Origin of the sequence: Paenibacillus sp. RRE4 (assembly GCF_031844205.1) — a bacterium.
GTDB classification, from domain to species: domain Bacteria; phylum Bacillota; class Bacilli; order Paenibacillales; family Paenibacillaceae; genus Paenibacillus; species Paenibacillus xylanexedens_B.
Genome location: NZ_JAUZUT010000006.1, coordinates 40,272 through 60,665, shown reverse-complemented (window position 1 = coordinate 60,665; position 20,394 = coordinate 40,272). Strand labels below are relative to the sequence as shown.

Annotated in this window: 15 protein-coding genes; 14 read left to right on the top strand and 1 reads right to left on the bottom strand. The window is 49.3% G+C overall.

Translation table 11 applies throughout. From position 1 onward, the window contains the following. The first annotated feature begins 29 nt into the window (after positions 1-29). From Q9R46_RS22565 to Q9R46_RS22540, 6 genes are all read left to right on the top strand, one after another. Positions 30-2,357, top strand: coding sequence for a glycoside hydrolase family 3 N-terminal domain-containing protein (locus tag Q9R46_RS22565; protein ID WP_311281881.1), 2,328 nt, complete (start codon positions 30-32; stop codon positions 2,355-2,357). Then, on the top strand, positions 2,354-5,644 hold the full coding sequence (locus tag Q9R46_RS22560) for an alpha-mannosidase (protein WP_311281880.1): 3,291 nt from the start codon (positions 2,354-2,356) through the stop codon (positions 5,642-5,644). The genes Q9R46_RS22565 and Q9R46_RS22560 overlap by 4 nt, the downstream gene beginning before the upstream one ends. Positions 5,645-5,965: 321 nt before the next feature. After that, positions 5,966-6,841: a sugar phosphate isomerase/epimerase family protein gene (locus tag Q9R46_RS22555; RefSeq protein ID WP_311281879.1), complete on the top strand. Its 876-nt coding sequence runs from the start codon at positions 5,966-5,968 to the stop codon at positions 6,839-6,841. Between the two features lie 11 nt (positions 6,842-6,852). Continuing rightward, the gene (locus tag Q9R46_RS22550; protein ID WP_311281878.1) at positions 6,853-7,725 is read left to right on the top strand and encodes a sugar phosphate isomerase/epimerase family protein; all 873 of its coding nucleotides are present in this window, start codon (positions 6,853-6,855) and stop codon (positions 7,723-7,725) included. A gap of 189 nt (positions 7,726-7,914) precedes the next feature. Next, positions 7,915-8,142 (top strand): DNA-binding protein, encoded by a 228-nt coding sequence (locus Q9R46_RS22545; protein ID WP_311281877.1) that lies wholly within the window; start codon positions 7,915-7,917, stop codon positions 8,140-8,142. A 283-nt stretch (positions 8,143-8,425) separates the two neighbouring features. Continuing rightward, positions 8,426-8,854, top strand: coding sequence for a VOC family protein (locus Q9R46_RS22540; RefSeq protein ID WP_145336034.1), 429 nt, complete (start codon positions 8,426-8,428; stop codon positions 8,852-8,854). Positions 8,855-9,000: 146 nt separating this feature from the next. On the opposite strand, the gene Q9R46_RS22535 is transcribed toward Q9R46_RS22540, so the two are convergent. Further along, complete coding sequence (locus tag Q9R46_RS22535; protein WP_311281876.1) at positions 9,001-9,846, bottom strand: hypothetical protein; 846 nt, start codon at positions 9,844-9,846, stop codon at positions 9,001-9,003. A 242-nt stretch (positions 9,847-10,088) separates the two neighbouring features. Between Q9R46_RS22535 and ytxJ the strand changes: the two genes are divergently transcribed. From ytxJ to Q9R46_RS22500, 8 genes are all read left to right on the top strand, one after another. After that, positions 10,089-10,628 carry a bacillithiol system redox-active protein YtxJ gene (gene ytxJ, locus Q9R46_RS22530; protein WP_311281875.1) on the top strand — a complete coding sequence of 180 codons (540 nt, stop codon included), beginning with the start codon at positions 10,089-10,091 and terminating at the stop codon, positions 10,626-10,628. A 120-nt stretch (positions 10,629-10,748) separates the two neighbouring features. After that, complete coding sequence (locus Q9R46_RS22525; protein WP_311281874.1) at positions 10,749-11,513, top strand: spr1630 family ClpXP-sensitive toxin; 765 nt, start codon at positions 10,749-10,751, stop codon at positions 11,511-11,513. Positions 11,514-11,736: 223 nt separating this feature from the next. After that, entirely contained in the window at positions 11,737-12,933 is a 1,197-nt protein-coding gene (locus Q9R46_RS22520; protein ID WP_311281873.1) for a spr1629 family repressor/antitoxin, read from the top strand. Between the two features lie 327 nt (positions 12,934-13,260). Next, positions 13,261-13,338 carry a potassium-transporting ATPase subunit F gene (locus Q9R46_RS28630; RefSeq protein WP_090924284.1) on the top strand — a complete coding sequence of 26 codons (78 nt, stop codon included), beginning with the start codon at positions 13,261-13,263 and terminating at the stop codon, positions 13,336-13,338. Positions 13,339-13,434: 96 nt separating this feature from the next. Beyond that, the gene (kdpA, locus tag Q9R46_RS22515; protein WP_311281950.1) at positions 13,435-15,108 is read left to right on the top strand and encodes a potassium-transporting ATPase subunit KdpA; all 1,674 of its coding nucleotides are present in this window, start codon (positions 13,435-13,437) and stop codon (positions 15,106-15,108) included. 144 nt (positions 15,109-15,252) lie between these two features. Next, positions 15,253-17,346 carry a potassium-transporting ATPase subunit KdpB gene (kdpB, locus tag Q9R46_RS22510; protein WP_311281872.1) on the top strand — a complete coding sequence of 698 codons (2,094 nt, stop codon included), beginning with the start codon at positions 15,253-15,255 and terminating at the stop codon, positions 17,344-17,346. A gap of 105 nt (positions 17,347-17,451) precedes the next feature. Further along, positions 17,452-18,018, top strand: coding sequence for a potassium-transporting ATPase subunit KdpC (gene kdpC / locus Q9R46_RS22505; protein ID WP_311281871.1), 567 nt, complete (start codon positions 17,452-17,454; stop codon positions 18,016-18,018). 42 nt (positions 18,019-18,060) lie between these two features. Next, positions 18,061-20,394, top strand: coding sequence for a histidine kinase (locus Q9R46_RS22500; protein ID WP_311281870.1), 2,334 nt, complete (start codon positions 18,061-18,063; stop codon positions 20,392-20,394).

Sequence of the window (20,394 nt, the reverse complement as noted above, 5' to 3'; positions counted from 1 at the left end):
CAATTCACAGGCAGGAGGAGAATGTGCACATGCAAACGCAAACAGGCTACAAAGATGCATCGCTTCCCATTCAGGAGCGGGTACAGGATCTGCTCGAACGAATGACCACGGCAGAGAAGATCGGACAGTTGATCCAGCCTATGGGATGGAAAACGTACACGAAAGCGGCAGACGGTACGGTACGGGTAACCGAAGAGTTCGAGGCGGACATGGCGCTGGGCGGTGTCGGCTCGTTGTACGGTGTACTCAGGGCAGATCCATGGACGGAAGTGACGTTGGAGACAGGTCTGACACCGCGGCAAGGCGCGGTCGCTACGAATGTGATTCAGCAATATGCGATAGAACATTCCCGGTTAGGCATTCCGATTTTGTTTGGAGAAGAATGCTCCCACGGGCATATGGCCATTGGTGCAACGGTCTTTCCTGTGCCGATAACGGTAGGTAGCACATGGAATACAGAGTTATATCGCAGGATGTGCGAGGCGATCGCTGTGGAAACCCGGAGTCAGGGCGGCGCAGCCACGTATTCTCCGGTACTTGATGTGGTGCGTGACCCGAGATGGGGACGGACGGAGGAGTGTTTTGCCGAAGACCCGTATCTGATCGGTCAGTTCGCTGTAGAAGCCATCTACGGATTGCAGGGAGATCGGCTTGATTCAGACCGGACGGTGGTGGCGACACTTAAACATTTTGCAGCGTACGGCAGTTCAGAGGGGGGGCGTAACGCGGCACCAGTCCATATGGGAATGCGTGAGTTGCATGAAATTGACCTGTTTCCGTTCAAACAAGCAGTGGAAGCCGGAGCCTGCTCGGTCATGACGGCCTATAACGAGATCGATGGCGTGCCGTGTACGTCCAGTACGTACCTGCTTCATGATCTTTTGCGGGAAGAGTGGGGGTTTGACGGATTTGTCATTACCGATTTTGGGGCGATCCAGATGCTGGTGAACGGACACAACACGGCAGAGAATGGAGAGCAGGCTGTGGCACAGTCCCTTCGGGCAGGTGTAGATATGGAGATGTCCGGATTCATGTACCGCAAACATCTGGCACAGGCGCTTGAACAGGGTTTACTGGAAGAGGCAGAACTGAATTTGGCGGTGCGACGGGTGTTGGAGATGAAATTCAGGCTTGGTTTGTTTGAGCAGCCGTATGTTGATCCTGATTTTGCAGAGAAGGTTATCGGGTGTGAGAAGCATGTCGGGCTTGCACGTGAGGTGGCACAAGAGGGAATCGTCCTGTTGAAAAATGAAGACCATTTGCTGCCGCTTGCTACTCAGGCAGCCAAACTGGCTGTGATCGGGCCGAACGCTAACCATATCTATAACCAGCTTGGAGATTATACCTCGCCGCAGCCAAGAGAGCAGATTGTGACGGTGCTGGATGGTATCACACGCAAACTCGGTGGGACGGATACTGCTCAGGTGCTGTACGCGCCCGGATGTCGGATCAAGGGTGATTCGAGAGAAGGTTTTGCTCAGGCGCTTGCATGTGCGGAGCAGGCCGATGTCATCGTTATGGTGATGGGTGGATCAAGTGCTCGTGATTTCGGCGAAGGGACGATTGATCTGCGAACAGGGGCATCCGTGGTGACCAATGATCCGTGGAATGATATGGAGTGCGGGGAAGGTATTGACCGTTCTTCGTTGAACCTGATGGGTGTGCAGCTGGAACTGGTACAGGAAATACATAAACTGGGGAAGCCGGTCGTTGTGGTGTATATTAACGGGCGTCCCATTGCCGAACCCTGGATCGACGAGCACATTCCAGCCATTCTGGAAGCGTGGTATCCGGGGCAGGAAGGGGGTAATGCCATCGCAGATGTACTGTTCGGGGATGTGAATCCATCGGGACGACTGACCATATCCATTCCCAAACATGTAGGTCAGCTTCCCGTGTACTATCATGCGAAACGGACGCGCGGTAAACGGTATTTGGAGATGGATCTAACGCCGCAATATGCCTTCGGACATGGGCTGAGCTACACGGATTTCAAGTACGACAACGTTCGAGTAATACCGGAAGTGATTAGACCGGACGAAGAGGCGCAGGTTCAGGTCGAGGTGACGAATGTGGGTGCCGTAGCAGGCAAAGAGGTCGTGCAGCTGTATATTACCGATGTGTCGGCTTCCGTTACCCGGGCTGAAATCGCCTTGAAAGGTTTCAGCAAAGTCCATCTGGAGCCAGGAGAGACCCGAACCGTAACGTTTCCTGTCCAAAAAGAACATCTATCACTGATCGACTCCCGTCTCCAGTCTGTGGTAGAACCGGGTGAGTTCAAGCTGATGGTCGGACGCAGCTCTGTGGACTGGACGGCTTGCAGTCTGCATGTACAACAGGTGGAGGTGAAGGCATGATCCGAATCCAGCGGTTTATCGAGGATTTGAAGCAGCAGCAGTGGCTGGAAGCCGTTGAGCTTCCCGAATGGCAGATGAAGCGCGCCCGATATATTCGGCCGGGGGAGTACGAGTATGAGCAGGGATATGCGTATGGTCTGGAGCACGCATCTGAACAGGAAGGGAACGAGGCGATCCAGCATTCCCTGAATCCGTTGAACAGCACACACGGAACGACGTATTTTCTGAGCAAAAGAGTGCAGATTCCTGAGACGTGGCAGGGTGAGGCTATCGGATTCATTTTCGAAGCGGGTGGGGAAGGGTTGTTGAAGGTCAACGGTGTTCCTTATCACGGGCTGGACCGTAACCATACCTTCGTACCTCTTCCAAGAGAACGTGTGGGAATCTCGCCACAGCTGGAGATCGAGCTGTATGATCCCATCCCTGAACCGCATGATCCCTTGAATCGGCAAGCGGTAATTCAGCCCCCGATTCAGGGGATACGAGCGGCATTGGTGCATGTGAATCAACCGTTGCAGAGCCTGGTGTACAGCATAATGGTACTATCCGAGTCGCTGCAGGCTTTACCGGAGAAGGACTTGAAACGCATAACATTGGTTCGGGCTGTCCATCAGGTGATGGATGAGATGTACCATGATCCGGGACGCTGGCAGGATGGTGTATGGCTGCATGAGCTGGAGCAGAGAATCGCCCAGACCGTGGAGCGGCAAGACCCGGAGCAGCATCGAAGCGGGTTTATGCATCTGGTTGGACAGTCTCATATTGATGTGGCTTGGCTCTGGCCTGTGCGGGAAACCGTGCGCAAATCGAGCCGGACGTTCTCTACGATGTGTACGCTAATGGATACGTATCCGGATTTTGTGTACTCCCAGAGCCAGCCTCAACTATATGCTTTTGTAAAGGAGCATTATCCCGAGCTGTATGAACGGGTGAAGTCGCGTATTGCTGAAGGGCGTTGGGAACTGGTTGGTGGCATGTGGGTGGAGCCGGACTTGAATATTCCGAGCGGCGAGTCCTTGGTGCGCCAGATTTTGTACGGACAGCAGTTCTATCAGTCGGAATTTGGCAAACGTTCAAATATTGAATGGCTGCCGGATACGTTTGGATACTGCGCTTCGCTGCCTCAGATTCTGAGGCTTGCGGACGTTCCTTATTTTATGACGACCAAACTAAACTGGAATGATACGAATGTGTTCCCGTATGACCTGTTCGACTGGGTGGGGATTGACGGTACCTCCGTGCTGTCTTACCTGAATCATGGTGTAAATGAACATACACGTCCCAAGGATGTGCATGAGCACTGGCAGTCCTACAAGCAAAAAGACGTTCATGCGGAGCAGATGTTGCTCTATGGGCACGGCGATGGTGGCGGCGGTGTGACGAATGAGATGGTGGAGTTTGCCGAGCGTTCCCATCTGATGGCAGGGCAACCTAGCAGTCAATTCAGCACGGCAGGAGCTTTTTTTGAAGGGATTGCAGCGAGTAAGCCAACACTGCCGAAGTGGCACGGTGACCTGTATCTGGAGCTGCATCGCGGCACATATACAACCCATGCGCGGAATAAACGCAGCAATCGCAAGGCCGAGGTGCTCTATCGCGAAGCAGAAATCTGGAGCCAGTGGGATCAGAATCGCGGCCTGATGTTGGATCGCAAGGAAATGCTTGATGAAGGCTGGAAGCTGATCATGCTGAACCAGTTCCATGATATCATTCCCGGTACGTCGATTCCCGAAGTGTATGTAACTTCTGCCGAGGAGTATACGAAGGTATTTGCGCTTGGTGATGACGTGTTGCAGGGGTCACTTGAGGCGCTCACGGATAACATTGCAACGAATGAAGTATCAGGTAAGCCGTACGTTGTTTTCAACAGTCTTGGCTGGGAACGAAGCGAAGTGATCTGCATCTCATGTGGAGACGAATCAGCTGTATTGGCGGCGTATGATCGTCAGGGGAACCGTTTGATTAGCGAGGTAGAGCGGGAAGGGCAAGAAAATGAGGCTCGCCTGCATGTTCTTGTTCCTTCGATTCCTGCCTTCGGGTATATCACCATATGGGTGCGTGAGACAGAGGAAGAAGTAGAACGATATGCAAAGGGAGAAATAGCGGTAACCATAGAACAGGGAACAGATAGAGTATCTGAAGCGGTAGTAAGAGAGTTAACAACTAAAGCGGACACAATAGCACCAGACGCAAAAATACAACTGAAATGCGCAGAACAAGATTCGGCTAAGCTTGAGCAGATACCTGCATGTTGGGAAACCGGGTTCTACTTGCTTGAATTTAACGACTTGGGTGAGATCACAAGATGGTATGACAAGACCGTAGAGCGTGAATGGTTGCAACCGGGTGACCGAGCGAATGAGTGGCAATTTTTCCATGACAAACCGACGTACTGGGATGCGTGGGATATTGATCCGCGGTTTGAATCTCAACGGGCATGTGCTGTGCAGCTGATCGCCAGAGAGATTGTGCAGCGCGGCTCCGTACAGGATGTACTGCGTTTCCGCTGGAAGCTGAATGATTCCGAGATTAGCCAGGATGTAATTTTGTTTCATCACCAGCGGCGCGTTGATTTCAAAACTCGGGTAGACTGGAATGAAAGTCACAAGCTGCTCAAGGTGGCGTTTCCGGCAGATCTGGTTGCGGCTAAAGCAACCTATGAGATTCCGTTTGGTGCCTTGGAGCGGGCAACGCATAACAATACGAGTTGGGAACGGGCACAGTTCGAGGTGTGCGGGCATCGTTGGGCTGATCTTTCGGAGGGCAATAGTGGTATCAGTTTGCTGAATGATTGCAAGTATGGCTACGACATTAAGGATCGCACCATTCGTCTTTCGCTGTTGCGAGCGCCAAAATGGCCGGATGTATATGCCGATCAAGGGCAGCATGACTTCACATATTCGGTGCTACCACATGCAGGAGACTGGCGTCAGGCTAATGTTGTACGGCGTGCGATGGAACTGAATCATCCGGTACAGGTGGTTGCATCCAAACCACATGTGGGTGTAAAACCCTCTGAACACAGCTGGGTACAGTCTCATAGTGAACATGTCATTTTGGATACGATCAAGGTGGCCGAGGACGAATCAGGAACGGTACTGCGCTTCTACGAATCAAGCGGAGGCCGTGAAACGGTACAGGTGCAGTGGAATGAACGAAACGTGAGTGCTTCAATCATTAATCTGCTGGAAGATGAGCTTGCCCCACTCCCTTGCGAGGGGGGAGCTTTTAAACTGACGTTTAAACCCTATGAAATCAAGTCGGTAAAGCTTGTTTCTTTGAGCTGATACCATTTAAGTTGAACTATTCATTTACACTATAACGGAGAGGACAGAAAAAACCTGAAAAAGCGAAGCTACAAGCTTTCTGTAAGAAAGCTGCATCGGAAGCATAGGCTTCGCCTTTATCACCGGATTTTTCCCTTTGGAAAAGGGAATCCAAAAAAATCTGGGGATAACCGCTACTCTCCAGGTTATTCTGTCATCGGAGTGTTCCGTGTAAAAACTTCCTTTAGTTCAACTTATATAACATAATTTTTGAATTCACTGATGCACGATGGATTGAAACGTAAAAGAGCATAACTCATTGAATCTCATGGGAGGTACGACATGAAATTAACCAATCAAATCGGTGTAATCGTGGACAGTTTTGGTGTAGGTGTACGGGAAGGGCTGTTGAAAGCAAAGGACGCGGGGGCAGAAGGGGTACAGATCTACGCGGTGAAGGGAGAAATGGACCCGGAAAATTTGTCTCCTGAGGCACGTAAAGAGCTTCGCAGTTATATAGAGGGTCTCGGTCTTGAGATTTCAGCATTGGTAGGTGATCTGGGCGGTCACGGCTTTCAGGTTAAGGAAGACAATGCATGGAAAGTGGAAAAGTCCAAGCGAATTGTTGATCTTGCTCTTGATCTGGGCACAAATATTGTGACCACACATATCGGTATTGTTCCACACGATCCTTCTTCCGAAGTATACGAAACACTGCACGCCGCATGTGAAGAGCTGGGACAGTATGCCAAAAGTGTCGGTGCCTACTTTGCCATCGAGACGGGGCCGGAAACGGCTGCTGATCTGAAAAGTTTCTTGGATACCCTCTCCACGAACGGGGTATCCGTAAACTTTGACCCGGCAAATATGGTGATGGTGACAGGAGATGATCCGGTGCAGGGTGTGAAGCTGCTCAAGGATTATATCGTGCATACCCATGTGAAGGATGGTTTGCGTCTGAAAGAGGTCGATCCACGGGACGTGTACGGTGCGGTGGGTTACGCTCCGATGGATCATGAGAAAATTGCCGAAATGGTAGCTTCCGGTGCCTTTTTCCGTGAAGTTCCGTTAGGTGAAGGGGCCGTTGATTTTGATGCTTATTTTGCCGCGCTGCAGGATATTGGTTACACAGGGTATCTGACCATTGAGCGCGAAGTGGGGGACCAACCGGAAGTGGATATTCGCAAAGCCGTGCAGTTCATCAAACAATATCGATAGGAGTGGAGCAGATGAAGGTAGGTCTGAGCACGTACAGTTTGTTGAATGATCTGAATTCGGGAGCCATGACGGTACTGGATGTGATCGAGTGGATTGCGGCAAACGGCGGCGAGCACATGGAGATGGTTCCCTACGGATACACGGTGGAGGATAATCATGAACTGGCGGATGCGATTCGGGAGCGCGCCGAAGCAGCTGGGATTGAACTGTCCAACTATTCGATGCCGGCCAATTTCGTGCAGGAGACGGAAGAGGCTTTTGAAGAAGAGGTGGCTCGGGTCAAAAGACATGTGGATGTGGCACACCGGATGGGTGTTCGGCATCTCCGCCACGACGTTACTGCATTCAGGCTGCCCAAGGAGAGCACAACGATTGCCTGGTTTGAACAGAATCTGCCTCTGATGGTTAGGGGAAGCCAGATCATTGCGGATTATGCTGCGCAGTACGGGATGATCACAACGATTGAGAATCATGGGTTCAGCGTGCAGGCTAGTGATCGGGTTCAGCGAGTATTGCATGCCGTAGATCGGCCGAATTTTAAAACAACGCTGGATATTGGCAACTTTATGTGTGTAGACGAAAATCCGATTATCGGTGTGATGAAAAATTTGCCGTACGCTTCGCTCATTCATTTTAAAGATTTCTACTTCCGTCCGTATGACGAGCATCCAGGGGAGGGGGAGTGGTTCACCACAACCTATGGCAACTTCCTGCGCGGTGCAATTGTGGGTCATGGTGATATCCCCATTCGTAAAATCGTCAAGCTGATCAAGGACTCCGGTTACGATGGCAACATCACGGTGGAGTTCGAAGGCATGGAGGAATGCAAAGCCGCTTCCAAAATCGCCATGGACAATCTGCGCCGTTTCTGGGATGAAGCATAGAGGGAACGTTAATAGTGATCTGGAACAGGGCCGCGTTTTCGTGGCTCTTTTTGTCATATACAGCATACGAATTAGGAGATCATTTCGTAGTGCCATAAAGAGGAATAAGTGACGATAATCACAAGTATGCTATACTGAATGTACGCAGCCTGAAAATAACTGGCTATGGATAGGAGAGATCGTGAATCTATGCAGGTATTTGAGGACTGGAACCAAAAGGTAAAGAAGACGTTCAACGCAACGAATCCCGAAGTGGTATTGACGGTAACTGAGGCGGGCAACCTGCTAGGGCTGAGTAAAGACCAGATGAAATTATACGTGGATAAAAACAAACTCACCAAAGTACCTATTATGAGAAGTGTGCATCGATATCTTTTGTTAAAAAGTGAAATCGATCGCATTGTGCAGGCACAATAAGTATAGGAAAGAGTAGTACAGACTTGCATCACACGGGTAATAACTGAATATAACTTTTATAGCCATTCGACCGAAAGTACTCGGGAGAGTGGCTTTTTTCTTGAGTAGAGAGGGGGAGGATGAGGTAGAGAATGGGAGAAGAAGATGTTGGGAAATATAGCTCAGTAACGGTCACCGTATAGAGTGGAAACTTGTGCTTGTCAAAGGACAATTCGTTCCTATATACTCATGTCGCAAGTGGCCTGACCCATAAACTACACGAATCCAAGGAGATGAACAATCCATGGCAATTAGCTTGAATGTGTACCTTGTAACTAACGGTAACGGGCGTGAAGCTGTCGAGTTCTACAAAGAGGCATTTGGTGCTGAAGTGCTCGCAATGCAGACGTTTGGGGAAGGCCCATCCAGTCCGGAGCATCCGATTCCACCAGAAGCCAAAGACTGGATTATGCATGCGTCTCTGCAAATCGGCAGTTCGGTGCTGATGTTATCGGATACACTGCCCGGCATGCCTCACACCATTGGAGATAATATCACGGTGACGGTCAATACGGATACAGCTGAGCAAGCGAAGGACATTTTCAGTAAACTTGAAGTGGGCGGTAAAGTGAATATGCCGATTCAGGAAACGTTCTGGAGCCCGGCTTACGGTAATGTAACCGATAAGTTCGGCGTACTGTTCCAAATTAGCGCTACACCTGGACAAGCATAGGGACAGTTATAGGCTGGGCGTATGTGCTAAGTTTCAAGCGTTGAACCATAAAATACGTAATAACTAATAACTAGCTGAAAAAAACCTCCATTCGCTACATATTGCAGCGTGGAGGTTTTTTGTTGCTTTTTTTTATAAACGAAAGACTAATCTTCCTTCTGAATCTTGGACGGGTTGTTGATTTTGTATGGTACCGGATTGCGGGTCAACTTCTTTTTAATGATTTTAGCTTCAAAGGTTAGCACATCGCCAACTTCTAATTCCTGTTTCTTCATCGTTGCACTGTGACTGGACCAAGCCTCTCCAACCTCAATGACATCAGGCTCCATAATGGTTACAGACTCATAAATGATAACTTCATCGTCATTATCCGAGAAATGGTTGGGTACTGTCGTAAACTCCTTAACCACCCCGCTCATCTTCACTTTGCCTTCGGGCAGATCGATTTTAACGGCTTTTGTTTTCGGTGCAGCTTTGGTTTTAGGTTTGGTTTCTGAAGTCACATCGGCATTGTTCCCTGCCTGGGGCCCCATGTATTCCTCCACCAATCCGTCAGGATCACCTTTGAGCTCGGAGAAGGAATCTGGCCCATCCATGTCATCCTCCGGATCAACCAGCTCGGCTGGCGAGTCGTCCTGGGCAGATGTTTCATCGGAAGCATGGGCTTGTGTAGTGTAGCCCTGTTCCGTTCCCGTCTCTGCTCCCGCTCCGGTTAATCCTCTGGTGCTGTAGCCCGAGGCCTGCATTTCTTTGAGATAGGACGGGTGAATGCAGTGTTTTTGTCCATTATCCAGCTCAATTACAGCTGTCATGTGATCGACAAAGCCTAAAATGTTACAGGGCAGGTTCAGCCCGTTGCCTTTATAATAAAATGTTTTAAGTTTAGTTGCTTTCGCCGAAATCAGGCCCCATTCCTGACACTTGGCCATTAACTCAGGCTCGTTGTCCAGTGCATAATATTCCGGTGGTTCAATCGTAAAAGCGTATGTCATATTGGATTTCCGCCTTTCAGTTGCTCTTATGTTCATCGTTTCCAAATTACCATCAGTGTAACACAATTATGTACCCGAAAGATGCAGATTCTGAAAGCTTGTGTGCAGGGGCTGTGCTATAATTTGAACAAAATATGAGATAGAAACATGATCATTGAAGTATTCAGGAAAAGCCTGTTTAGTCGTTCGGCATATATAGCTTCGAATCGCTTGATTCATACGTAGAGAAAGGATGACTTGATGTGGAGAAAAAGGTAAATCATCAGGCACTTTGGCTCGGAGTCGGTGTGGCCCTTGGTGCAAGCTTTGGTACAGCTACGGGGCAGATTGGGCTGGGCATCGCTTTTGGCGCCGCCCTCGGCGTGGTGATCGGTGCCGTGGTCAGTAAACGTACAGGTGCCGATTCGCATGAGATGTTAAGCGAGCATGTTCTGGAATTACATAAACTTGAGGATTGGCAAGAGGTGCTCCAACGTTCGCAAGATCATCCGGTGCTTTTGCTGAAACACAGCACAACTTGTCCCGTTAGTGCGCGAGCATATAGAGAGTTCATGGCTTTTGTCGGCACAAATGCATCCGATCCGAAGCAGGCGATGGAATATCGGATGGTGAAAGTCATCGAGAACCGTCCATTATCTCGCCACATCGCGGAAGAGACCGAGGTTCGCCATGAATCGCCACAGGTGTTACTACTCGATCAAGGGCAGGTTATTCAACACACTTCACATGGACGGATCACCAAAAAACGGCTGACACAGTGGGCGCAGAATCCGTTTGGGTAAGTTGTGAGTTAATACAGTAATTTGTTCACTTTAAAAATATAAGAAAAAATCATATCATATCTGGGGTATATCATTTAAAATAAAAGAAGCCTTTATACCTTCTGAATCGGAGTGATATATATGGAACAATATAAATTCAAGCCTGAGCATAGTCAGATGATTGTTAAAGCTATTATCGAAGGGTACCGAGAATATATTGAGCACCGTATAGATCGACGAGATAACATGGAGATTAGTTCGGCATTTGCTTGGACAAAGGGTAACTTCATAGAGAGCAAAATTGCTGAATACTGTAAGGAAGACGACGGAAAAGCGTTCACGCATAAAAAGTCCAAAGCAGGTTTGACTTGGGATTATCTTCAATTCACACATAAGGACTCCAAAGTTCTGTTTTTGATAAAAAATGCAGCTTACTTTAATGAAAAATGTTTTTCTCGGGCAAAACTACCTACGGGTGAAGACCGAAAGGGGATAATGCGCACATATTTACATGACCTGTCCAAAATTAATGTGGGTTTGGACTTTCCGATAGAGCCACCCCTGAGTGATACGGATCATTCCGAAAAGGTAGTGCAGCTTTCCTTGCCTATTCAAGTAAGCCAAGTTACTCGTGTAAAAGAAGAACTTAAACAGCTGTCATCTCTGTATAATGAGTTTCACATTCTCACCTATGCTATTGATGATGCGTATCAAATATCCGCTATAAAGCACTATTTGCCTAATCCGCATGATAATATAGCCTATTTTATAGAAGATCTGTCTGATCTCATCTCAGGTGCGGAACTTAGCGATCATGAACGTGAAGTTCTTGCGCCCGACGTGGACGATATACTTGATCCGGCAGCATATGATATTGAAATTTTGGAAGAAGAACGGCAGGGGTAACCCCACCCCTAGCCTCTATAAGTTGAACTATTTAATTACACAGTAACGGAGAGGACAGAAAAAACCTGAAAAAGCGAAGCGTTCGCCTTTATCACCGGATTTTCCCTTTGAAAAAAGGGAATCAAAAAAATCTGGGGATAACAGCTGCTCTCCAGGTTGTTCTGTCATCGGAGTGGTCCGTGTAATCATCTTAGTTTAACTTATATTTTAAGGAGGAAACCGTGTGTTCATGGGTGAAAATCTGACCAATCTGCGCATCATGCATGGGTATTCGAGAAAGGAGCTTTCCGAAAAACTGGGTGTGACCGAGCAGGCGGTCTGGCAGTATGAAAATGCGTACACTTCCCCCAAAGTGCCTATCGTTAATGAATTGAAACGGATTTTCAGTGTGAAGAGCAAGTATTTTTATGAGAAGGACAAATTAACTGAGCGTAACAACCAAGGTAACATCAACGTGATGAACATTGCGTATCGATCCAAGGTGATGAATGTGATCTCCAAGACACAGACAGAGGCAAAGCATGTGGAGTATCTGGATACCTTTGTAAACTATATTACTGCTCAGATCAGCCTTCCTACCTTGAAGATTATTGAACTTAGGGAAGAAGCGATCCAGTACATGAATCAATCACAGGATGATCGTAAAGCCCAGATTCAATATGTTGCAAAGCTTGCGCGGGAGCGGCTGAATCTGGAGCAGACAACAAATGAAAACCTGATGTTCTGGATTGAAAAAAGCGGAGTGTACGTCTTCGAGAAGGCCATTGGCGAGGGGATTGATGCCTACAGTCTGTGGACGAAAGAGGATCGTCCTTTCATCATCTTAGGCAACATTAAACGCTCGGCCGTGCGTAGAAATTTTGATATCGCTCATGAGCTTGGTCATTTGTTGCTTCACTATCGCCTGGAGTTCGTAAATCTGGATCGCAAAGAGCATAAGGGCATTGAAAATGAAGCCAATCTGTTCGCAGGTGCATTTTTATTACCGGAAGAAGAATTTACACAAGATATGCAAGCCATTTCCCAACTAACCAATCCAGACCAATATCTTGATTTGAAAAATAAATGGAAGACATCCTTGCAAGTGTTAGGATACCGTGCAGCGGATCTGGGGTTGATGGATGCCAAAGCACACCGTAATTTTTATGCGGCAATGCATCGAAGGGGATATTTGGAAAGAGAACCGTATGATCAGACGATCCCCTTGCAGACACCTATGCGGGTTCGGACGATCATTGATCTTCTTGCGAATAAAGGGCTGGTAGATATTCGGTATATGGTCGAGCAGGATTGGAAAGTAGAGACATCTTTCTTTCATCATATGACAGGAATCAAACCAGAGTTTTTCAACAAATATATGAACAGTAGTCCGAGTACCAAGATTCGTGAAATGAAGGGTAAGACTACTCGCAGTTCTTAAAAAAGATGATCTATTCAATGTAATCCTTAATCCTACATTGATATGCATTTACGTCAGACCCGTTCTTTCAGCTGATCGCTGAGAAGAGCGGGTCTTTTTTACGCTTTTTTTACAGCCAGAGCGGCATTTCTTTACCCCCTTTTTACAGCGATTCGTATTACGATTTTCTCTGTAGCAAAGGAAGATGAACGGTAAAGAAGAGAGGGATGAAGGACGCATGGTGAATGATGCAACGATGATTGGACTGATCGTACTGTTGTTTGCGGTGTTTTGGGGCTTTGTGAAATTTTGCGAGAAGGCCTGAAGGCAGAAAGGAAGGGCGAAAAGATGATTTTCATCGGCGTGATTGTCATGGCTCTGATTGTCTATCTCGGGTACGTGCTGGTGAAGCCAGAGAAATTCTAACGTAACTGTTCAGACAATGTGCTTGTAGCTGAAGATAAAGAGTAGGTTAGTGGGAAACACCAAGGTTGGAATTAGGGAGGATATGCAGATATGGGTATCGGTGTAGTGCAAGTAGCGGTCACGCTACTCATTATATTGCTGCTAGTGAAGCCGGCGGGCAGTTATTTGGTGAGGGTATTTGACAGGCAACGAACGGGACTTGATCGTGTGTTTGGCGGACCGGAGCGATTATTGTATCGGCTGATGGGCGTACGGGAAGATGAAACGATGGGGTGGAAAAAATATCTGTCTGCCGTGCTCATCTCCAATGCGGTCATGCTGATCCTGATGTTTCTGGTGTTACGGCTGCAAAAGTTCCTGCCTCTCAATCCGGATGGGATCGATAATATGCCGGCAGCGCAGGCCTTTAACACAGCCGCGTCGTTTATGACCAATACCAACTGGCAGTCCTATACGGGCGAGAACGCTCTGTCATATCTGTCACAACTGCTGGCAGTGACGTTTCCAATGTTCACCTCGGCGGCAACGGGATTCGCGGTGGCGATTGCCTTTATTCGCGGATTAGTAGGACGCCGGGATGATCTGGGTAACTTTTATGTCGACCTGGTTCGGTCGATTACTCGTATTTTTTTACCGCTCAGCTTCATTGTGGCCTTGTTCCTTGTATTTCAAGGGGTGCCGCAGACGCTGGCCGGTGCGGTGAACGCAACCACGCTGGAGGGTGCACAGCAGACCATTACGCGCGGATTAGTGGCTTCGCTGGAATCGATTAAACACATTGGAACCAACGGAGGGGGCTGGTTCGGCACCAATGCGGCGCATCCATTTGAAAATCCAACCGCGCTGAGCAATCTGGTGCATATCGTTTGTATGATGTTGCTGCCGACAGCGCTGGTGTATGCATTTGGCTTAATGGTGAACAATCGGAAGCAGGGCTGGGCGTTGTTTGCCGCAATGGGAGTTCTGTTTCTAGTGATGCTGACGACGGTATTTGTTTCCGAGTATCGCGGAGTGCCTGCGCTGGATGCGAATGGATTACAAACCAACATGGAAGGTAAAGAGGTCAGGTTTGGCATTCCCGAATCGGCTCTGTTTACGGCTGTAACTACGGCGGCAACGACGGGGTCAGTGAACAATATGCATGAGTCACTTACTCCGCTTGGGGGATTGGTTTCTCTTGCTCAGATGATGCTAAACAATGTATTTGGCGGCAAGGGTGTAGGTTTGTTGAATGGTCTGCTGTATGTGATCATTGCGGTCTTTATCTGCGGGTTAATGGTCGGCCGGACACCGGAGTTCCTGGGCAAAAAGATCGAAGGCAAAGAGATCAAGCTGGCCTGTATCGCGCTGCTGATTCATCCCTTGATTATTCTCGTGCCAACCGCACTCGCTTTAATAAATCCGGAGGCCGTGGCTTCCATTTCCAATGGCGCTACACATGGGCTAACCGAGGTGTTGTACGCTTTTGCCTCAGGAGCGGCCAATAACGGATCGGCTTTTGCCGGACTGAACGCCAACACGGACTTTTACAATATCGCTATAGGGATTGTGATGTTGCTAGGAAGGTATATCTCGATGATTGCGATGCTGGCGATAGCGGGTTCACTTGCTGTGAAACGGGTTGTCCCGGTTACCACAGGAACGCTACGGACGCATACACCGCTATTTGCAGGCATTCTGGTCATGATGATTGTGGTCGTAGGCGCGCTGACATTTTTCCCTTCGCTGGCTCTTGGTCCTATTGCGGAGCATTTGGCGATGGTGCGATGAGCGGCAGGTGAACGATGCGAGATGGTGATGGCTGAAGAAGTGGCAGGCGAATAAGCCAGCGGAGCGACAGCGACACACCCAATAAATATGGAAGCACGACAAAGGATTGAAGTAAGCACGTATAGTATGGAGGTGGCATTCACAATGAATGCAGTGGAACGAAACAAAGAACAAATTCATCAACGCATCAACCACGTTCAGCATCATCCCGGGTCGAAACGATCTTTAAATAAATCCATGTTGCTCCAGGCCATGCGAGATGCATTCAAAAAACTGAATCCGATGGTCATGATCAAAAATCCAGTCATGTTTATCGTGGAAGTCGGCACATTCATTACGTTGCTATTATGTATTGATCCCAATCTATTTACCGCTTCGGATGCAGGGCGAGGATACAACGTGGCTGTATTTTTCATACTGCTCTTCACGCTGCTATTTGCCAATTTTGCTGAGGCGCTGGCTGAAGGGCGGGGCAAAGCACAGGCGGACACCCTGCGTAAGACCAAATCGGATACGATGGCCAGTCTATTGCAGAAGGATGGAACTGTAAAACAAGTCGCTTCGACTGAGTTGAAAAAAGGGGACCTCGTCCGTGTGGAAGCCGGGCAACTCATTCCAACGGACGGTGAGATAATCGAAGGTTTGGCCTCTATTGATGAATCGGCCATTACAGGGGAGTCCGCCCCGGTGATCAAGGAAGCCGGCGGCGATTTCTCTTCAGTCACTGGAGGTACACGGGTGACCTCTGATTACATCATCATGCGAGTTCAGACCGATCCCGGCGAATCGTTTCTGGATCGAATGATCTCTCTCGTGGAAGGCGCACAGCGTCAGAAAACGCCAAACGAGATTGCCTTGACTACCCTTCTTGCCGTATTAACGCTAATCTTCCTGATCGTCATTTTGACGATGGTCCCTATGGCTAATTATCTCGGTATCCGGCTTGATCTGGCCACCTTGATTGCGCTGCTTGTCTGCCTGATTCCAACCACGATTGGCGGCCTGCTGTCCGCCATAGGGATTGCTGGTATGGATCGGGTGACACAGTTTAACGTGCTCGCCATGTCAGGGAAAGCGGTGGAAGCGGCTGGCGATATCGATACGTTGATTCTGGACAAAACAGGCACGATCACATACGGCAACCGGATGGCTTCTGAATTTATTCCGGTTCAGGGCGTGACTGTACCTGAGATGACACGGGCGGCGCTTCAAGCTTCAGTGCGAGATGAAACGCCAGAAGGTCGTTCTGTCGTTGAACTTGCAAGTAAGCAGGGGCAGAGCTGGGAGGAAGGCAACTATACGAATGCCGATATTATTGAGTTTACTGCGGAAACACGCATGTCTGGGCTGAACTTGAGTGATGGAACAAAAATTCGCAAAGGCGCGGTAGATGCAATCAAGCGGCATGTAACCTCCGAAGGTGGACGTGTACCGGGTGATCTGGACGAAATCGCAACACGGATTGCAAAGGCCGGGGGGACACCACTGGCGGTAGCGATCCATAACCGAGTCTATGGTGTGATTTATTTGAAAGACACCGTGAAACCCGGTCTCAAGGAGAAATTTGCCGAGATGCGTGCCATGGGTATCAAGACAATAATGTGCACCGGTGATAACCCTCTGACGGCAGCGACGATCGCACTGGAGGCGGGTGTGGATGATTTTATAGCGGAAGCGAAGCCTGAGGACAAGATTGCGGCGATCAAAAAAGAACAGCAGGAGGGCAAACTTGTCGCCATGACCGGCGACGGCACCAATGATGCTCCTGCTCTGGCACAGGCCGATGTGGGCCTGGCGATGAATTCGGGAACCATGGCGGCCAAGGAAGCGGCCAACATGATTGACCTGGACTCTGACCCGACCAAGCTGTTGTCGGTGGTCTCCATTGGTAAGCAGCTACTGATTACCCGCGGCGCGCTAACCACCTTTTCCATATCCAACGATATCGCCAAGTATTTTGCCATCATTCCGGCGATGTTCATTCTCGCCATGCCACAGCTTCAGGCACTGAACATTATGAATCTCTCTTCACCGCAATCTGCAATTCTGTCCGCACTGATCTTTAATGCGATTATTATTCCGTTGCTCATTCCGATTGCGATGAAAGGCGTGAAATATCGTCCGATGTCTGCCGAACGGCTGCTGAGCCGCAATGTGTTCCTCTATGGTGTTGGTGGTGTAATTGTACCGTTTATCGGCATCAAGCTCATTGATCTGGTTTTGTCAGGTCTGATGTAAATGACATTGTAGCTGTGATGTACAAGTGTAATGTCACTCATGGTGATGATGACTTGGTCGGCCCTTTTTGAATAAAACATTAAATCCATTCAGGAAGTGATTTGTATGAAGATGTTTATACCCGCATTGCGGTTGTCTGTTGTGCTCATGCTAGTCTGTGGTCTGCTCTATCCGCTCGTCACAACGGGGGTGGCCCAGTTGCTGTTTCCTTCACAGGCAAAAGGCAGTCTTATCATTCAAGATGGGAAAATCATCGGTTCATCCCTGTTAGCGCAGGAAGTGAAATCACCGGGATTGTTCCAGCCTCGCGCTTCAAATGCGAAATATGATCCGACCGCATCGGCAGGGTCTAATCGAGCGGTGGCATCTCCGGAATACATTGCAGAGATGAACCAAAAGCTGGCTACACTCCGCCAGGAAAATCCTACTCTGCCGCAACAGATCCCTGCTGATCTGGTTACGGGTTCCGGTTCAGGGCTTGACCCGGACCTGTCTCCTGAAGCGGCTATGGCCCAAATCCCGCGGATTAGTCAAGCGACAGGACTTAGTAAGCAGAAGTTGACTCAACTCATTCAGGATCATATACAAGGCCGCCGGTTAGGTATATTTGGGGAGCCTCGTGTGAATGTGATGGAGCTAAATCTGGCACTCACTACAGCACAGAAGAAGTAGAAGTGGAGTTCATTATAGGAAGGAGAGGAGGAGAGCGACAGCATGGAGGGCAGCTTCAAGCGGAAATCGCCGGAAGAGATGTTGCGCATCATTTCGAAGCTGCAGGAGGGCACGTTTAAAATCTACATCGGCCCGGTCAGCGGTTCAGGTAAAACGTATCATATGCTCAGAGACGGCAATCATTTGCGTGAACAGGGCATAGATGTCGTCATATGTGCAGTCTCCACGATGAGAAGACCGGAAACGGTAGAACAGCTCGGTGAGCTTGAGCGTGTACCCAGCATCCACTGGATTCGGAGCAGTGACGGAGCGGAGATGAAAGACTTGAATCTGGATGCATTGTTAGTTCGCAATCCGGAGGTTGTTCTGGTCGATGGGTTGGCACATCGAAACCGGATAGGGGCAAGACATGTAACGAGACTGGAGGATATCCGTTTTCTATTGCGTCACAATATCAGTGTCATAACTACCGTGAATGTGTATGAGCTGGAGGGGTATACCGAACTTGCCAGACAGCTCACAGGAATTAAGGTGGCACATACCGTGCCGGCAGACACACTGGAACTGGCGGATGAAGTGAAGCTGATCGACGTTACGCCAGAGACCATTTTGAGTCGTCTTGCGGAAGGTCACCTGCAAGGGCACGGGGGTATGGATATTTTTCGCCATGGTAATCTCGGGATTTTACGTGAGCTGGCACTGAAACTTGTTGCAGAAGGGGTTAACGAGTCTTTACGTGAACATCGCGAGGAAATGGGCCTTCCGCACGCAACAGGCATTATGGAACGTATTCTTGTCTCCGCGCAGTACCACTGGAACGGTTCGATCTACATTCAGCGCGGACAGCAGATTGCCCGTCGATTGAACGGGAGCTTGCATGTCGTTGTCTTCCGTCCAATGAAACAGCCACTAACGAAGGAAGCTACGGTATTTCGCCGCAGTATGATGAAACTGGTGGAGAAGATCGGCGGGCACATGGAGGAGCTTCCGGTCATCCATCACCGCTATATCCCGGCAACATTGGCACAGTATGCGATCAGACAGGAGATTACCCGGATCGTTATGGGACATTCGCGGCGTACAAGCTGGCAGGAGTTATGGCAGGGCTCTCTCATTAACTCGTTGCTTCGCAAACTGCAAGGAGTAGATTTACTACTGGTTGCAGATCGGTCGGCGCAAGAGGGCGAACGGGTTGTGCCGACAAAAGTAAGTGAAACGGAACAGAAAACCTATCGCAGACTCAGTGAGCAGGAGATAGAGGAACAGATTGGGCTGATTCGGCGTGGTACATTCAAAATTTATATTGGAGCTGCTCCGGGGGTGGGCAAAACCTACATGATGCTGCGGGAAGGCAATGATCTGTTGCGCAAAGGCATCCATGTGCAAATCGGTTTGCTGGAAACCCATGGACGAGCGGACACGGTGGAACAAATCGGCTCCTTGTCCATCATCCCGCGAGCGCAGCGTGTGTATCAAGGCACATGCTTAGAGGAAATGGATACAGAAGCGATATTACGATTGCATCCCGAAGTGGTGCTTGTGGATGAGCTCGCGCATACCAACGTGCCTGGAAATGCTCGGCAGAAGCGTTACGAGGATGTGCTAAGGTTGCTGGACGCAGGCATATCCGTCATTACAACCGTGAACGTACAGCATCTTGAAAGTTTAAATGATGCCGTTGAGCATATTACGGGTGTTCGGGTACGAGAGACGGTACCTGATCGGATCATGCAATTGGCGGACGAAGTGCAGCTGATTGATGTTGCCCCCGAGGCCTTGCGGCAGCGCATGCGAGAGGGTAAAATCTATGCAAATGCCAAGGTGGAGCAGGCGCTTGCGAATTTTTTTAAAATGGGTAATCTGATCGCACTGCGTGAACTGGCTCTACGCGAACTTGCAGACGATGTGGATGAGCGGCTGGAATCGCAGCGAGCGGCGCGCACACTACGGGGCCCATGGCGCCGTGAGGAGTCGGTTTTTGTGTGTGTCAGCAGTGACCGTCACGCCGAGCGGTTAATTCGCAGAGGTTTTCGCATGGCTTATAGGCTGAAGGCATCCTGGCATGTCCATCATGTACACATCGGCACAGGCATGGTAATGACTCCAGAAGTGAAGGAGCACCTGGCTGGATTGGAGCAACTCACTGTGCGGCTGGGAGGTCATTTTCATATCCATCCAAGTGCAAGGTTGAGGGACGTGCCCGGCATCTTGGCTACAAAGGCTACGGAGGCGAAGGCGACACAACTGGTGGTGGGGCAGGCGAAGCGAGTGTGGTGGCTGAATGGCCATCGCGGCTCGGGATCGGTGGTGAACCAGCTTGTTCGTCTGTCGAGACATCGCGATGTATTAATCGTAGCCGATGATGATTATAAATAA

What these genes read in the sequence shown, in the direction of transcription:
- Q9R46_RS22565 (WP_311281881.1), top strand. Translation starts at nt 30, where the DNA reads ATGCAAACGCAAACAGGCTACAAAGATGCATCGCTTCCCATTCAGGAG.
- Q9R46_RS22560 (WP_311281880.1), top strand. Translation starts at nt 2,354, where the DNA reads ATGATCCGAATCCAGCGGTTTATCGAGGATTTGAAGCAGCAGCAGTGG.
- Q9R46_RS22555 (WP_311281879.1), top strand. Translation starts at nt 5,966, where the DNA reads ATGAAATTAACCAATCAAATCGGTGTAATCGTGGACAGTTTTGGTGTA.
- Q9R46_RS22550 (WP_311281878.1), top strand. Translation starts at nt 6,853, where the DNA reads ATGAAGGTAGGTCTGAGCACGTACAGTTTGTTGAATGATCTGAATTCG.
- Q9R46_RS22545 (WP_311281877.1), top strand. Translation starts at nt 7,915, where the DNA reads ATGCAGGTATTTGAGGACTGGAACCAAAAGGTAAAGAAGACGTTCAAC.
- Q9R46_RS22540 (WP_145336034.1), top strand. Translation starts at nt 8,426, where the DNA reads ATGGCAATTAGCTTGAATGTGTACCTTGTAACTAACGGTAACGGGCGT.
- Q9R46_RS22535 (WP_311281876.1), bottom strand. Translation starts at nt 9,846, where the DNA reads ATGACATACGCTTTTACGATTGAACCACCGGAATATTATGCACTGGAC.
- Q9R46_RS22525 (WP_311281874.1), top strand. Translation starts at nt 10,749, where the DNA reads ATGGAACAATATAAATTCAAGCCTGAGCATAGTCAGATGATTGTTAAA.
- Q9R46_RS28630 (WP_090924284.1), top strand. Translation starts at nt 13,261, where the DNA reads ATGATTTTCATCGGCGTGATTGTCATGGCTCTGATTGTCTATCTCGGG.
- kdpB (WP_311281872.1), top strand. Translation starts at nt 15,253, where the DNA reads ATGAATGCAGTGGAACGAAACAAAGAACAAATTCATCAACGCATCAAC.
- kdpC (WP_311281871.1), top strand. Translation starts at nt 17,452, where the DNA reads ATGAAGATGTTTATACCCGCATTGCGGTTGTCTGTTGTGCTCATGCTA.
- Q9R46_RS22500 (WP_311281870.1), top strand. Translation starts at nt 18,061, where the DNA reads ATGGAGGGCAGCTTCAAGCGGAAATCGCCGGAAGAGATGTTGCGCATC.